The organism is Litchfieldella anticariensis FP35 = DSM 16096 (assembly GCF_000409775.1).
Classification (GTDB): domain Bacteria; phylum Pseudomonadota; class Gammaproteobacteria; order Pseudomonadales; family Halomonadaceae; genus Litchfieldella; species Litchfieldella anticariensis.
In genome coordinates this window covers 205,445-220,029 of record NZ_KE332393.1, presented here as the reverse complement: position 1 = coordinate 220,029, position 14,585 = coordinate 205,445, and the positions used below count along the sequence as shown (strand labels likewise).

Sequence of the window (14,585 nt, the reverse complement as noted above, 5' to 3'; positions counted from 1 at the left end):
AAACGAGCACCTTCAGCATGGAAATAGCCGGGTTCGGGCCTCTCAGGGCTCGGATCCGGACACCCTTTGCCCATCGTTTCATAGGAGTCTGACATGTCTTTCCATATCACCGTTATCGGCCTAGGCCAGATGGGTGGTGCCATGGCGCTGACCTTGCATAGAGCCGGTTTCACCGTCATTGGTACAGACATCAGTGCCGATACCCGCCAGCGACTCACCGATCGGGGACTGGCTGTCGTCGCCCCGGAAGCCCTCGGCGCAAGCGACGTATACCTGCTTTCACTACCAACTTCGGCGCACGTACGCGAGGTGATCGAAACCGCTCCGGGCCTGCTGGCGATAGCGCCTCCAGGCAGCGTGATCGTCGATACGTCGACCTCCGACCCCGCGATAAGCCGGGAACTGGCTGCCACGGTGGAAGCATCAAGCCGTGAATGGCTGGATGCACCGGTCAGCGGCGGGCCGCGTGGAGCGGCAACCGGCAAGTTGGGCATGCTGCTGGGTGGCAAGCCGGGCACTGTGGAGCGCTTGCGGCCGATGCTCGACGCCATGTCGTCGAAATATACCCATGTCGGCGGCCCAGGCTGTGGCCACACCGTAAAACTGGCCAACAACTATCTGTGTGCGGCACACCTAATCACCACTGCCGAAGCTGTGGCATTGGCCTCCAACGGCGGTGTCGACCCCGCCGCTTGTCTGGCCGGGCTCAACAGCGGCTCGGGGCGCAGCGCGGTAAGTGAAGTCAACTTCCCTGAATGGGTACTCTCCGGGCGCTTCGACTCAGGCTTCACCATGGGACTGATGCGCAAGGATCTGCGTCTGGCACGGGATGCCGCCCAGGGGATGGACCTGCCACTGGCACTTCTCGAACAGGTTGTGGCGCATTGGCAAGAAAGTGGCGAGGACATCGCCGACCATGAGGATTTCAATCGTATCGTCGCCCCCTTGATGATGGAGATCGCGCAATAATGAGTTCCACACTTAATCACCAGGCTCGACAGCAACTGCAAGCGCTTCTTGACGAATTGCTGACCACCGACGATGGCATCGTTGCCTCCAATTGGATCGACGGCAACCTGTGCGCCGGGGGCGGTGAAGAAATCGAACTCGACAACCCGGCAACCGGAGAAGCGTTGTATCGCTACCGTGACGCCGGTGCCACATTACTCAACCAGGCAGTCGCCGCCGCCACCTGTGCCCAAGGTGCGTGGATGGCGCTGAGTGCCAGCGAACGCGGGCGGCGCATGCTGGCTGCAACCCGTGGCCTCGACGGCCATGAGGAGGCCCTGGCGCGACTGGAAAGCCTGATAGCCGGCAAGCCGATCCGCGACTGTCGTGCCGAGGTGGTCAAGGTGCGCGAGATGTTCGAGTACTATGCCGGCTGGTGCGATAAGCAGCACGGCGAGGTGATCCCGGTGCCCACTTCTCATCTCAACTACGTGCGTTACGTGCCCTACGGCGTGGTCGGCCAGATCACCCCCTGGAACGCCCCCATGTTCACCTGTGCCTGGCAGCTTGCTCCGGCCATCGCCGCCGGTAACGGCGTAGTACTCAAGCCCTCGGAGCTAACACCATTCTCCTCTGTGGTGATCGCCAGACTGCTGGAGAATGGCGGCTTGCCAAAGGGTTTGATCAATATCGTCAACGGCCTGGGGCCCACCACCGGCGCGGCACTGACTGGCCATGACGGCATCGGCAAGTTAGTGTTCGTCGGCTCGCCGGAGAGTGGTCGCCTGATTGCGGAGGCTGCAGCCAGGCGCTTGGCTCCCAGCGTGCTGGAGTTGGGCGGCAAGTCGGCCAACATCGTGTTCGCCGATGCACGGCTGGACGAGGCGGTGGCCGGTGCCCAAGCGGCGATCTTCGCCGCCGCCGGACAGAGCTGTGTGGCGGGCTCACGCCTGCTGGTCCAGCGCGAGATCTTCGAGGAAGTGGCCACTCGCTTGGCCCGCGCCGCAGAGGGAATAGCCGTGGGTCTGCCGGATGATGAGACCACGCGCATGGGCCCGTTGCAGAATCGCCGGCAATACCAGCAGGTCATGCGCATGATCGAAAGTGCCGTGGCAGCAGGCGCCAGGGTATTGACGGGTGGCCAGCGGCCTACAGGGCTGCCTGAAGAGGCTCAAGGCTATTTCATCGCTCCTACCGTGCTGGTGGACGTGACACCCGAGATGGAAATCGCCCGAGAAGAAGTATTCGGTCCGGTGCTGGTGGTAATGGCCTTCGATGATGAAGCCGATGCCATCCGCTTGGCCAACGACACTCGCTTCGGGCTTGCCGGCGCCGTGTGGACCCAGGATCCCGCCCGGGCACATCGAGTCGCTGCCAGGCTGCGTGCCGGCACGGTATGGATCAATAGCTACAAGGCCATCAATGTGATGTCGCCCTTCGGCGGTTTCCGTGACAGCGGCTATGGTCGTTCCAGTGGTCTGGACGGCTTGCGTGAGTACAGCGTACCGCAAAGCGTATGGGTGGAAACCGCTCCTGAGGCCAGCGTGGCATTCGGATATGGCAATGGAGTCGGCTAAGTGCGACTAACAAAACTCCCAGCAATTGATGGGCACCGGGGGCAAGGCGTAGCGAGGGTCATTTGCCAAGGATGGCAAATGTAGCGCCCAGGGAGGGGTTCACAGCGCCCTCGCGAAGCCTTGCCGCCGGACAGGCCCATTCTCATCTGCATGAGCGCCACATTGCCGACGTTGGCTCAGGGTGAGCGTGGCGCTTCCGCATCACGGAATGCCTGCATCCAGTGCTGCAGATGACGCAACAGCAGTACGCTGGCCTTGGGCTGCTGTCGCCCGATACGGGTGACCATATGGGCCTGGGAACGCTGGAATAACGGGTCGTCGACGGGGCGTGCCACCAGAGTGCCAACATCGAGGTCATGCGCCACGGCAAAGCCCGGCAGGAGAGTGATGCCCATGCCGCTGCGTACATACTGGGCAAGCACCACCATGGAGTTGGTATTCATTGCCAGGCGCGGGCGCAGGTGCGCCTGTTGGAAGGCCTGATCGACCATCTGCCTCACCCCGTGGCCTGGGTCCCACATGGCCATTGGCTGGTTGCTGAGCTGTTCCAGCGTCAACGGTGTCGCTTGAGCGGCAAGTGGATGGTCGGGAGGGAGTATCGCCATCAACGGCTGCGGGCTCGAGGTCCAGAAGCGTAGCTGGGGATGGGTGCGTTCATGAAACATCAGACCGATATGCGCCTGATCCTCGACGATCGCCTCGATAATGCCAGTGGTGCCCGCCAAGTGGATATCAAGCTGTATACCGGAATAGCGTTCGGTGAATTCACGCAGCGGCGAAGTGATCAGATCGCTGACGAAGCCTTCTCCCACCACCAGTGACACCGTACCGGTTTCCAGGCGCTGGTAAGCTTCAAGGGAGGCAATGAAGCTCTCATCCAGTGCGCCGCGACGCTCGCAATACTCCAGCAACATCTCACCAACCGGTGTCAGTCGGATACCATGTCGCTGGCGCTCGATCAGAACGGCGCCTAGGGCTTCTTCGAGCAGTGCGACCTGTCGGCTGACAGCCGAAGGCGCAATATTGAGGCGCGACGCAGCCCGCCGCACCGATCCCGATTCGGCGGCGATCCGAAAATAAACGAGACGCTGATGAGGAATGTCCACGGTTGCTCTCTATGGGAAGGCGTTTGGCCAATTCAGAACCGTGGTACATGTTACTAGATATAGCGAAGCAACTTCTGCAACTTCTGAAGGTCGCCTGAGTCACCGACCAAGCGTACGGTGCCTGCCATCATGCCATCAAGAAATGTCCGTTGAGTAGGCCGCCTCAGTACCTTGACGGCAGTATCGACGTCGGCGAAGCGCAATTCCAGGTCGAGGTCGACCGGCAGACCCGGACCTGTTTCAACCCTATCAGGCGACATGCGGTAGTGACGAGCGATGGTCAGGTCTTCAGTCGCAATGCCCCAGTCCAGACCACGTATCTCGGCGAGCGTGTCCCGAAAACCAGGCTTGCGACGCTGAGCGCGTTTGAGCATCAGGCCGAGTAACCACAGCATCAGTCGAAGCTTCATGGCAGTCCCTGTGGCGGGCAGAGAAGAAACGGGTACGCCGGCTGCGAAAAAACAGCCGGCGAAACTTGGCGCGGCCCCATCCCGTCGGCCCTAGACGCCAAGCTGCCCCACGCTGTGGAGCGCGATGAGACCGGCGCTATTTAGCCACGGCGTCCTTGAGCGCCTTACCTGGCTTGAAAGCCACCGTCTTGCTGGCGGGAATGGTCAACGGCTGGCCAGTTTGAGGATTCTTGCCGGTACGAGCGGCGCGCTCGCGCACGGTGAAGGAGCCGAAACCGATCAACGATACATCCTGCCCCTTGGCCACGCTGCCAGTGATCTCGTCGAGAATGACATTGAGCACCTGGCTGGCCTTGTCCTTGGATAGATCGGCACGCTCGGCAATCGCCGAGGCGAGTTCTGGTTTGCGCATACAGCCCTCCTAGTTTGGCATGACAAGGCGGCAATTCACCGCCGTTCTTGTTGTTGACAACAACGTGCGCTCCGAAATGAAGACGCACCCTTCAGCGTTATCGGCAACCGCCCCCGATGCATTGAGCACTGAGTGTCAGAGCGGTGCACTGGGCACAACGACACTAGACTAGCAATGCTGGTGCAGCTCGCGCCAGTTCGACTTTCCGCCTGACACAGGCGCCTGTCAACGCAAATCCAATCAAACGTCCGTCTTCATCTTCTGCCAGCGCCGTCAAATCAGGGCCCTTCCCTTCGATTCTCCAGTGTGCTGGTGGCCGTGTTGGCGGTAGCGCTACCACTGGGCACAAGGGGGTTTTCACCAACACCGGCCAGGGACCGTAGCTGACCCGGGTCAGGGTACCGGCAAGCGTTGCCGCCAACGCCTTGGCGCTTGCCTGCAGCGGCTGTACGTACATGGCATTGACGCCGTCCACGCAGGCCACATCACCCAACGCATAAACATCGGGAGCCGAAGTACGCAGATAGCGATCGGTATGTATACCGGCCTCACTGACGTCAATACCCGCCTCGGCAGCAAGTTGGATTCGCGGCTTGAGGCCAGTGGCGACCAGTACCAGATCGGCCTCCAGAGCATGACCATCGCTCAAGGTCAGACCGACGTCGGCTCCGGCATCCTCTAACGTAGCCAGGGTACGTCCCAGCAGCAGTTCGATCCCTCCATCCTGCATGGCTTCACCCAAAGCCTTGCCCAACGGCTCAGGCAGTAAGCGCACCAGCGGTGCCGTCTCGGGGGCAATCATGCTGACCTGATGGCCGCCACCCGCCAGGTCGTTGGCGAATTCGCAGCCCACCAGACCAGCGCCGACGATGGCCACTCGGGCAGGTCGGCCCAGGCTCGTCAAGGTGGAGTAAAAGGCCCGATAGTCATCAAGATCGTTGATGGTGAAGACCCTTGCCGCCAGGTGGAGGGGAATTGCCATCGGCGGCTGTGGCTCGGCTCCTATGGCGACCACCAATTCACCATAAGGCAATGCCTCGGGCCCCAGCCTTAGTGTTCTCGATTGGGTATCGATAGCCGTGACACGGGTATGAGTGCGCACCACCACACCCAATTGATCCGCCACGTCCAATGCCGAGCGTTGTGCCAGGCGCTCTGGCGGCAGACGCTTGGCAAAACCGGTGGACAGCAGGGGCTTGGAATAGTCGTCACCGCTGTCCGCGGTGATCAAGGTGATCGCTCGCTCGGGATCATGGGCACGCAGTTGTCGGACCAGGCCCAGGCCGGCCATGCCAGTGCCGAGTATCGTCAGGGGTGCGCTCATGATGCTCCTGGCTAGCAAATTTCGTGGAGCCCACATGGTACACTACGCGCGCCGATTCTGACCCTGCCCCGGAGGCTGCTTGGTGCACGATAGCCTGACAACCGCTTCGACCTGGTCCCCCCATTGGCAGCCAGCCGCGGCCAGTCGCCCGGCCATGAGTCCGTCATGGTGGAGCTGGGTCGCCTCGAGCGACTCATTGACGGCCAGATTGATGGCGGCGGCTGGCCATCGCGACTTCCGCGTACGCCTGATAAACCAGCGCATCGCCCGCCCTTGCCATGACGAAGCTCTGGCGTTGGGCCTGCCACTGGGCCGACACGCTTGGCTGCGCGAAGTGGCATTGTGCGTGGCTGAACGTCCATGGGTGGTGGCGCGTTCCGTGGCACCACTATCGCGGCTACGTGGCCAACGCCTGGACCGCCTGGGCGAAAGTTCCCTAGGAAGCTGGTTGTTTCGTCAGCCGGATCTCGAACGTGGCCCCATCGATATCACTCGCCGCCACGCCCCCTTCTATCCGGCCCCGGGCCCTTGGGGGCGGCGCTCGGTATTCCGTCATGGGCGCTTCACGGTACTGGTCCAAGAGTTCTTTCTTGACACCATGAAAGATGAATTGGTATTGCCCGCAAGCTAGGATGGGGTTGTTCGACGTGGAGGTATGAATGGATCACACGCTACGTGCTCGCGGCCTGGCCCGCCTGCCCGATTTCCTGCACTTGATGCGCCTCGACCGCCCGATCGGTACCTGGCTGCTGATGTGGCCAACCCTATGGGCGTTGTGGGTCGCTGCTGAGGGGCTGCCAAACCGCAACCTGCTGTTGATCTTCATTGCCGGAGTCTATCTGATGCGGGCTGCCGGTTGCGTGGTCAACGACTATGCTGACCGCCACCTTGACGGCCACGTCAAGCGCACCAAGGAACGCCCCCTCGCCACCGGACGCATCAGCGAACGCGAGGCCAAGGTGCTGTTCGGCATGCTGGTCGCCAGCGCCTTCGTGCTGGTGTGCTTCACCAATCTATTTACAGTGATGCTATCCGTAGGAGGGGTCATCCTGGCATTTATCTACCCCTTCATGAAGCGCTACACCCACCTGCCGCAAGTGTTCCTGGGTGCGGCCTTCTCATGGGCGATTCCCATGGCCTTCGGTGCGGTACGTCAGGAATTACCATTGGAGGCCTGGCTGTTATTTGCTGCCAATGTGGCCTGGACAGTGGCCTATGATACTCAGTATGCCATGGTCGACCGCGACGACGACGTGAAGATCGGCATCAAGTCTACTGCGGTGCTGTTCGGTCGTACCGATAAACTGATGATTGGGATACTGCAGCTCACCACCTTGGTTCTGCTCGGCTGGGTCGGAGAACGACTCACACTGGGTGGCTTTTTCTGGGTGGGGCTGGCAGCAATGGCAGCGATTTTCGTCTATCAACAGTGGCTGATTCACGACAGGTCCCGTGATCGCTGCTTCCAGGCCTTTCTCAACAACCACTGGGCAGGTCTGGTGGTTTTCGCCGGGCTGGCGTTGACACTATGGCCCCCCGTTGCCGGGTGAGCAGCGACTGTGCCACGTCTCGGTCCGGTTGCTGTCACAACTCTGTCACATTAGCATGTTGCAATCGTCATCACTCCGTCATTGCTTGCCCGAGGACCGTCCATGTCCGCCAAGACCGTACTGATCGTCGATGACGAAGCCTCCATTCGTGAAATGATCGCCGTGGCCTTGGAAATGGCCGATTATCGAGTGCTGGAGGCCGACAGTGCCCAAACAGCCCATGCCATGGTGGTCGATCACCAGCCTGACCTGCTGTTGCTCGACTGGATGATGCCCGGCACCAGCGGCATCGAACTAGCCAGGCGTCTCAAGCGCGACGAGACCACCGCAGAACTACCGATCATCCTGCTCACCGCCAAGAGTGAGGAAGACAACAAGATCCAGGGACTGGAAGCCGGTGCTGACGATTACATCACCAAGCCTTTCTCACCCCGCGAACTGGTGGCACGCCTCAAGGCCGTATTGCGCCGTACCACACCCAGGGGGGTCGAGGAGGCCGTGGAAGTCGAAGGACTGGTACTGGATCCTGCCAGTCATCGGGTCAGTGCTCATGGCAGTGCCGTGGAGATTGGTCCCACCGAGTATCGTCTGCTGCAGTTCTTCATGACACACCAGGAACGCGCTTATACTCGTAGTCAGCTGCTCGATCAGGTATGGGGCGGCAATGTCTATGTCGAGGAGCGCACCGTGGACGTCCATATTCGCCGCTTGCGCAAGGCACTAGGCGACACTCACCAACATCTGATCCAGACCGTGCGCGGTACCGGCTACCGGTTCTCCGCCAAGGGTTAGGATCATCCCTACCGTGCGCCTCTGGAGCCGTGAACTGTGGCGGCTGGCCTCCCTGGCCTTTGCCGGGCTGATGGCAGGCTGGCTGTTCGCTGCTCCAGGCCTGGGTTTGGCGATCGGACTAGGCCTCTACCTGTTTTTTCATCTGTATCAGTTGCGCGCCCTGTATCGCTGGCTGACCCGTCACCCCCACGACGAACCGCCTGCCGCCAGCGGCTTGTGGGGTGAGCTATTCGACCGTCTCTACAAGTACCAGAAGGGACAACGCCTTACCCAGCAACGTCTACGTGCGACACTCAAGCGTATCCAGGAGTCATCCGAGGCCATGAGCGACAGCGTGGTGATGCTTGACCGGCGTGGTGACCTGGAATGGTGGAACAGCGCTGCTGAGCGCATGTTGGGTCTTCAGGCCGCCCACGATCGCGGTCAGCACATTACCAATCTGCTGCGTGACCCACGCTTCATCGATTATTTCAACGCCCGTCACTATCACGAACCCTTGGCTCTGCCCTCACCGATCGATGAGCGCCAGATTCTGCAATTCCAGATCACCCTCTACGGTGACGACGAACGCCTGCTGATGGCCCGCGATATCACCCGCCTGCACCGCCTGGAGCAGATGCGCCGCGACTTCGTGGCCAACGTATCGCATGAGCTAAGAACGCCGTTGACGGTGCTCGCTGGCTATCTGGAGACCTACAACGATCATGCCGACCAGTTACCGTCACGTTTCGCCCGCGGCCTCACCTTGATGCAAGAGCAAACCATGCGCATGCAGAATCTGGTCAATGACCTACTGCTGCTATCGCGCCTTGAGATCGACCATCGCAGCGAGGACGCCGTGCCGGTGACGGTCGATGAACTGCTGTCAGCGATCAGACGCGACGCTGACTCGCTATCCGGCGGGCGTCACGAATTGAGCATCGAGATAAATGACCAGCGGCAATTGCTTGGCAGCGAGCAGGAATTACGCAGCGCCATCTCCAACCTGGTGTTCAATGCCGTGCGTTACGCGGGCGAGGGATGTCATATCGTGCTGCGTTGGAACTCCTGCGCCAAGGGGGCCTGCATCGAAGTGGAAGACGACGGCGAGGGTATCGACCCAGTGCATATTCCACGCCTGACCGAACGCTTCTACCGCGTCGACAAGGGCAGAAGTGCCGCCACTGGCGGCACCGGCCTGGGACTGGCCATCGTCAAGCATGTACTGCTGCGCCACGATGCCCACTTGGAAATCGAGTCCCATCCTGGAAAAGGTGCATTGTTCCGCTGCGTCTTTCCTGAGCCCCGACTCGTCGAAGCGAACGACGACCATCCTCGGGTTCAGCGCGCCTGAACTGCATTCGACGTCAATTCACGGTAGTGCCGATCCCACATCAACACCGCACCAGCCACGGCACCGGGCAACAGGAACAGGTTGGCCAACGGTATCCAGGTAATCAGTGTTACCCAACCGCCATAGGTCAGCGTCGGCCACCAGCGGCTACGCAGTCGGCGCCGCATATCGGCAAAACTGACCTTGTTGTTGTCCATGGGATAGTCGAGATAGGTGATAGCCATCATCCAGGCCGAGAAGACAGCCCATAACAGTGGCATGATCACGTTGATCACCGGGATCCAACTGAGCACCAGGAGCAACGCCAGACGCGGCAGAATATAGCCCAGCTTGACCAACTCGCGGCCCAAGGCATCGATACCGGTCTTGAGCAACCCTCGGTCATCGGCGGGCGGACGGCCAGTGACTTGCATTTCCACCTGCGCGGCGAGGAAGCCATAAAAGGGAGCCGCGATCATGTGGGTCACCAAGGTGAAGGAAAAGAACACCACCACGATGAGGGCAACCACGAACAGTGGCCAGATCAGCCACTCCAGCCAGCCCAACCAACCTGGCACCATGGCCATCCAGCCATCCAGCCATCCGCCGAAGTGACCCAGTACATAATACAAGGTGGCCACATAGACCAGCAGATTGATCAGTACCGGGGCGAAGACATAGCGTCGCAACCCCGGTGAAAACACGAGGCGTGTGCCCCGCTCAAGCGCGGTCAGGGCATTCAGCATCTCAAGACACTCTCCACTCGCAAGACAAGAAGCCACTAACAAGACAGCAAGGCCGTCACCATTGGCGACGGCCGAGAGTATCGCATCTTGTGGTAGGCGTCATTCAGCGCTTGAGGGCATCCTCATCGAGTTCGTCGGGGTCGATATGGCGGATATCCAGTCCCTTGACCAGATAGATCACGTATTCAGCGAGGTTATTGGCATGATCACCGATGCGCTCCAGTGCACGCAGGATCCACATCACGCTGAGTACCGAGGTGATCGAGCGTGGATCCTCCATCATGAAAGTCATCAGCGAGCGCATGGCGCTAGTATATTCGCTGTCCACCGCATCGTCCTCGTGAACCACCGCCAAGGCCAGATCGATATCGAAACGAGCAAAGGCGGTTAGTGCGTCGCGTAGCATCTTGCGCACATGTTCGCTGATATGACGTACCTCAACGAAGCCCTTGGATCCATTGCCGCCCTCGGTCAGGGCAAGAGCGTTGCGAGCGATCTTGCTCGCCTCATCACCGATCCGTTCGAGATCCGAGGTGGCACGGATCACCGCCAATACCAGGCGCAGGTCGGAAGCCGCTGGCTGACGTCGTGCCAACACTCGCGTGCACTCATCGTCGATCTTGATCTGCAAGTCGTTGACGGCCTTGTCGTTGTCGCGCACATGTTCGGCCAAACGACTGTCGCCATCGAGCAGCGCCGATACGGCCTCCTGTATCTGACGCTCCACCAATCCGCCCATGGCCATCAGGTGGGTCTTGAGCTCTTCGAGCTCATGGTTGAACTGCTTGGAAATGTGCTGACTATGCGTTTCGCTGGTGATATCCATGGGGCTCTCCTGTGGCGGGGGCATCAGCCCATCCGACCAGTGATGTAGTTTTCAGTCTGCGCCAGGCGCGGGTTGGTGAACAAGGCATCGGTAGCGGCGTATTCCACCAGCTCGCCACCGTTCAGGAAGGCGGTGTAGTCCGAGACCCGTGCCGCCTGCTGCATGTTATGGGTGACCAGAATCAGCGTCAGACGCGACTTGAGACTGCGGATCAGTTCTTCGATCTTCAGCGTCGAAATCGGATCCAGGGCCGAAGCTGGTTCGTCGAGCAGCAATACCTCGGGTTGCACGGCCAAGGTGCGGGCGATTACCAAACGCTGCTGCTGACCGCCGGACAATGACCAGGCGGAATCGTGCAGGCGATCCTTGACCTCATCCCATAACGCCGCCGAGCGCAGCGCCCATTCGATCACTTCATCGCGCTGACGCTTCTTCAACGACATTTGCAATCGCAAGCCGAAGGCCACGTTCTCATAGATCGACATGGGAAAGGGGTTAGGCGTCTGAAACACCATGCCTACGCGCCGGCGCAATTCCGCCACTTCCACCTCGGGTGCATGAATCTCCTGTCCCTCAAGGTGAATATGCCCTCCACGCCGTACCTCCTCGTTAAGATCATGCAAGCGATTCAGAGCTCGCAGTAATGTCGTCTTGCCACATCCCGAAGGGCCAATGAAAGCCGTCACCCGCTGGCGCGGAATGCGCAACGTCAGATTGCTGAGCGCCGGCGTATCGCCATAGGCAAGCGACAGCCCTTCGATTTCGAAGCAGCTGGCCGAGGCAGGAATCTCAGTCACGGCACCGGTCGTTGCAAGTGCCGGTGACACGGAATCGGTAACATGGTCAAGAGCAGGCAACGACGGGCCTCCTAGCGTTGCAGCGCGCCATGACGCGCCTTCACATGATGCCGCAGAAAGATTGCAGTCAGGTTAAGCACCAGAATCACCAGTACCAGTAATAGTGCCGTGGCATAGACCAGCGGTAGTGCCGCCTCGATATCGCCGCTGTAAAAGCCGACATCAAAGATGTGATAGCCCAAGTGCATGAACTTCCTCTCAAGATGGAGGAAGGGAAACTCATCGTCCACCGGTACCTGGGGTGCCAGCTTGGCTACCCCGACGAGCATCAACGGCGCCACTTCACCAGCAGCACGCGCGATGGCCAGGATCATACCGGTCAACATCGCAGGAACGGCCATGGGCAGCACGACACGTCGTAGGGTTTCGGCCCGGGTAGCGCCCAATGCCAGGGCTCCTTCACGCTGTGCCTCGGGTATCCTGGCCAGTCCTTCCTCGGTGGCAACGATCACCACCGGCAACGTCAGTAACGCCAACGTCAACGATGCCCACAGCAAGCCGCCAGTACCGAAGGTTGGCGACGGCAAGCGCTCGGAGAAAAACCACGTATCTAACGTTCCACCGATGCCGTATACGAACACCCCCAGGCCGAATACGCCGTAGACGATGGAAGGCACTCCGGCCAAATTGCGTACTCCGATCCGCACTAGCCTGGTCAGGCGCCCTTGAGGAGCAATCTCGTTGAGATAGACTGCTGCCAGTACCCCGAACGGAGTGACCGCCAGCGACATCAACAACACCATCAGTACGGTGCCAAAGATCGCCGGCCATACGCCTCCCGCCGTATTGGCCGAGCGGGGCCCCTCACTGAGAAAGCGCCATACCCCTTGCTCCCAAGCCACGAGCTTGCCGAAACTTGACATGGCATTGGGATATACAATCTTGTGCACCTCAGCAAGCGGCTGGATCAAACGCTGCCCGTCGATGCTCTCCAATACCAGATGACCAGCCTCAGTATTGCGATCAACCACCCGACCGATGAAATCACCCCAGCGGCGACGTTCAACGACCACCAGGTCGGCCGGCCGCTCTCGCATCGCGATACGCTCGACATCGACCCAGCGCCATACCGTGCCGTCCAAGTCGCGGTTGCCGGTGTAATAAAGCCGCTCGACCGGCATCGCCTGGCCTTGCACCGGTCGCTCCTCGCGCACTGCACGGCCAGCAAACCGCTCACCGTCGTCAAGGGTGACCAACTCGATTTCAGTAGGCCAGAAATGTGCCAGCCCACGCCCGGCCAGTAGTGCTAGCAAAGCCACCACCATCAGCAATGCCAGCGCTACACAACCCGCGGCCAGCCATGCCCCTGGCCCTTCACCACGATAGCCATGCAGAAACCTCGCCCGTGCCATCATGAGCCTCCCTCCAGGCGCCGGTAGCGATACTTGAGCCGCTCCCGAACCAGCTCGGCCACTGTGTTGACACAGAAGGTGAAGACGAACAACAACAAGGCGCTAAGCAGTAACAGGCGATAATGGGTTCCACCAACGGAGGCCTCGGGTAGTTCGATGGCGATATTGGCAGCCATCGAACGCATGCCTTCCAACGGGCTCCATGTCATTACTGCCGTATTGCCGGTTGCCATCAGCACGATCATGGTCTCACCCACGGCACGACCGGCACCGATCATCACTGCCGAGAAAATTCCGGGACTAGCAGCCGGCAACAGTACCTTCCACAAGGTCTGCCAGCGTGTCGCCCCCAACGCTTGAGCACCTTCACCAAGACTGGCTGGTACCCCGGAAAGAGCATCCTCGCTCAGTGCATAGATGGTCGGAATCACGGCGAAGCCCATTGCCAGCCCGACGATCATGGCGTTGCGGTTGGCGTAATCGAGCCCCAAGGTCTGTTCCAGCCACAGGCGCAGATCGCCGCTGAAGAACAGCCGTTCCAGGGTCGGTGACAACGCCAGCGAAGTAGCGATCAGCACCGCCACCCAAGGCATCAACCACAAACCAGCCCACCCTATAGGCAACCGCTGCCGCAGTGACGGCGAAAGAAGTGACCAGCACCAACCGCCGAAGAGCATCCCCAGCGGCAATACCAGCAACAGGGAAAAGACACCAGCCAGATGGCGTTCAACATAGGGGGCCAGCACCAGGCCGGCGATAAAGCCGATCACGACCCCCGGCATGGCTTCCATCATTTCGATGGTCGGTTTGAGGCGATGGCGCAACTGACGTGACATGAAGCAGGCCGAGTGAATGGCCGCTCCCAGCGCCAAAGGTATAGCGAACAGCAGGGCATAAGCAGCGGCCTTGAGCGTACCCCAAGCCAGCGGTGCCATACCGAACTTGGGCTCATCGGCAGGCTGCGTAACACTCGCCTGCCAGCGATGCTGAGGCTCGGAATGCCCTTCGTAATGCCGTGGCCGCCATAAGCTACCCCAGCTTACCTCAGCGTGCTTGGCATCGATGGAAAGCTGTTCGATCCCCGCTTCACCTGCCCACAGCAACCGACTCTCGGCATCGAATCCCAAGGGTTCCCCGGAAGGAGCTGGCCCCGTCCAGCGTAAGCCGGTCAAAGCCTGATAAAGCGCCAGCTCACCGGCAGCATCAAGCGCTAGGAACAAACGCTGGTCGGGCACGGGCATCAAGACGCGAATCGCCGCTTCTCCCGCTTGACGATAAGGCCGGGTAGGCACCGGCAAGGCACTGCCTCCAGGCCCCATCATCCAGCGCCTCACGCCACCCTCGTCGTCGCCGACAATCAATGCCTGCCCACC

The 14,585-nt window shown here is 60.3% G+C and carries 15 protein-coding genes; 6 read left to right on the top strand and 9 right to left on the bottom strand.

Annotation, left to right across the window (positions count from 1 at the left end; translation table 11 throughout):
* Positions 1–93 precede the first annotated feature (93 nt).
* Positions 94–969, top strand: a complete 876-nt coding sequence (locus tag L861_RS19430) for an NAD(P)-dependent oxidoreductase (protein ID WP_016418360.1) — start codon at positions 94–96, stop codon at positions 967–969.
* Complete coding sequence (locus tag L861_RS19425) at positions 969–2,525, top strand: aldehyde dehydrogenase family protein (protein WP_016418359.1); 1,557 nt, start codon at positions 969–971, stop codon at positions 2,523–2,525. Before L861_RS19430 ends, L861_RS19425 begins: the two co-directional genes overlap by 1 nt.
* Positions 2,526–2,701: 176 nt before the next feature.
* Here L861_RS19425 and L861_RS19420 read toward each other — a convergent pair whose 3' ends face one another.
* The 4 genes from L861_RS19420 to L861_RS19405 all read right to left on the bottom strand — a co-directional run bounded on the left by L861_RS19420 (position 2,702) and on the right by L861_RS19405 (position 5,777).
* Positions 2,702–3,631 carry a LysR family transcriptional regulator gene (locus L861_RS19420; protein WP_016418358.1) on the bottom strand — a complete coding sequence of 310 codons (930 nt, stop codon included), beginning with the start codon at positions 3,629–3,631 and terminating at the stop codon, positions 2,702–2,704.
* Between the two features lie 53 nt (positions 3,632–3,684).
* Complete coding sequence (locus L861_RS19415) at positions 3,685–4,041, bottom strand: hypothetical protein (RefSeq protein ID WP_016418357.1); 357 nt, start codon at positions 4,039–4,041, stop codon at positions 3,685–3,687.
* Positions 4,042–4,177: 136 nt separating this feature from the next.
* Positions 4,178–4,453, bottom strand: a complete 276-nt coding sequence (locus L861_RS19410; protein WP_016418356.1) for an HU family DNA-binding protein — start codon at positions 4,451–4,453, stop codon at positions 4,178–4,180.
* Positions 4,454–4,616: 163 nt separating this feature from the next.
* Positions 4,617–5,777, bottom strand: a complete 1,161-nt coding sequence (locus tag L861_RS19405; RefSeq protein ID WP_016418355.1) for an FAD-dependent oxidoreductase — start codon at positions 5,775–5,777, stop codon at positions 4,617–4,619.
* An 82-nt stretch (positions 5,778–5,859) separates the two neighbouring features.
* On the opposite strand from L861_RS19405, the gene L861_RS19400 reads away from it, so the two are divergent.
* From L861_RS19400 to phoR, 4 genes are all read left to right on the top strand, one after another.
* Positions 5,860–6,408: a chorismate--pyruvate lyase family protein gene (locus tag L861_RS19400; protein ID WP_021029236.1), complete on the top strand. Its 549-nt coding sequence runs from the start codon at positions 5,860–5,862 to the stop codon at positions 6,406–6,408.
* Between the two features lie 28 nt (positions 6,409–6,436).
* The gene (gene ubiA, locus L861_RS19395; protein WP_016418353.1) at positions 6,437–7,327 is read left to right on the top strand and encodes a 4-hydroxybenzoate octaprenyltransferase; all 891 of its coding nucleotides are present in this window, start codon (positions 6,437–6,439) and stop codon (positions 7,325–7,327) included.
* 102 nt (positions 7,328–7,429) lie between these two features.
* Positions 7,430–8,119, top strand: coding sequence for a phosphate regulon transcriptional regulator PhoB (phoB, locus tag L861_RS19390; protein ID WP_016418352.1), 690 nt, complete (start codon positions 7,430–7,432; stop codon positions 8,117–8,119).
* Positions 8,120–8,132: 13 nt separating this feature from the next.
* Complete coding sequence (phoR, locus tag L861_RS19385) at positions 8,133–9,452, top strand: phosphate regulon sensor histidine kinase PhoR (RefSeq protein WP_016418351.1); 1,320 nt, start codon at positions 8,133–8,135, stop codon at positions 9,450–9,452.
* On the opposite strand, the gene cysZ is transcribed toward phoR, so the two are convergent.
* The 5 genes from cysZ to L861_RS25330 form a co-directional block, all read right to left on the bottom strand.
* Positions 9,440–10,177: a sulfate transporter CysZ gene (cysZ, locus tag L861_RS19380; RefSeq protein WP_016418350.1), complete on the bottom strand. Its 738-nt coding sequence runs from the start codon at positions 10,175–10,177 to the stop codon at positions 9,440–9,442. The two genes, phoR and cysZ, sit on opposite strands and share 13 nt — an antisense overlap.
* Before the next feature lie 103 nt (positions 10,178–10,280).
* Positions 10,281–11,003, bottom strand: a complete 723-nt coding sequence (gene phoU, locus L861_RS19375) for a phosphate signaling complex protein PhoU (RefSeq protein WP_016418349.1) — start codon at positions 11,001–11,003, stop codon at positions 10,281–10,283.
* A gap of 23 nt (positions 11,004–11,026) precedes the next feature.
* Positions 11,027–11,800 carry a phosphate ABC transporter ATP-binding protein PstB gene (pstB, locus tag L861_RS19370; RefSeq protein ID WP_027947595.1) on the bottom strand — a complete coding sequence of 258 codons (774 nt, stop codon included), beginning with the start codon at positions 11,798–11,800 and terminating at the stop codon, positions 11,027–11,029.
* Positions 11,801–11,871: 71 nt separating this feature from the next.
* Positions 11,872–13,215: a phosphate ABC transporter permease PstA gene (pstA, locus tag L861_RS19365; protein ID WP_016418347.1), complete on the bottom strand. Its 1,344-nt coding sequence runs from the start codon at positions 13,213–13,215 to the stop codon at positions 11,872–11,874.
* Positions 13,212–14,315, bottom strand: a complete 1,104-nt coding sequence (locus L861_RS25330) for an ABC transporter permease subunit (protein WP_371828299.1) — start codon at positions 14,313–14,315, stop codon at positions 13,212–13,214. Before L861_RS25330 ends, pstA begins: the two co-directional genes overlap by 4 nt.
* Positions 14,316–14,585: the final 270 nt, after the last annotated feature.

Bases quoted from the DNA above. Each gene is read 5' to 3' on its own strand.
- L861_RS19430 (WP_016418360.1), top strand. From the start codon at position 94: ATGTCTTTCCATATCACCGTTATCGGCCTAGGCCAGATGGGTGGTGCC.
- L861_RS19425 (WP_016418359.1), top strand. From the start codon at position 969: ATGAGTTCCACACTTAATCACCAGGCTCGACAGCAACTGCAAGCGCTT.
- L861_RS19415 (WP_016418357.1), bottom strand. From the start codon at position 4,041: ATGAAGCTTCGACTGATGCTGTGGTTACTCGGCCTGATGCTCAAACGC.
- L861_RS19410 (WP_016418356.1), bottom strand. From the start codon at position 4,453: ATGCGCAAACCAGAACTCGCCTCGGCGATTGCCGAGCGTGCCGATCTA.
- L861_RS19405 (WP_016418355.1), bottom strand. From the start codon at position 5,777: ATGAGCGCACCCCTGACGATACTCGGCACTGGCATGGCCGGCCTGGGC.
- ubiA (WP_016418353.1), top strand. From the start codon at position 6,437: ATGGATCACACGCTACGTGCTCGCGGCCTGGCCCGCCTGCCCGATTTC.
- phoB (WP_016418352.1), top strand. From the start codon at position 7,430: ATGTCCGCCAAGACCGTACTGATCGTCGATGACGAAGCCTCCATTCGT.
- cysZ (WP_016418350.1), bottom strand. From the start codon at position 10,177: ATGCTGAATGCCCTGACCGCGCTTGAGCGGGGCACACGCCTCGTGTTT.
- phoU (WP_016418349.1), bottom strand. From the start codon at position 11,003: ATGGATATCACCAGCGAAACGCATAGTCAGCACATTTCCAAGCAGTTC.
- pstA (WP_016418347.1), bottom strand. From the start codon at position 13,215: ATGATGGCACGGGCGAGGTTTCTGCATGGCTATCGTGGTGAAGGGCCA.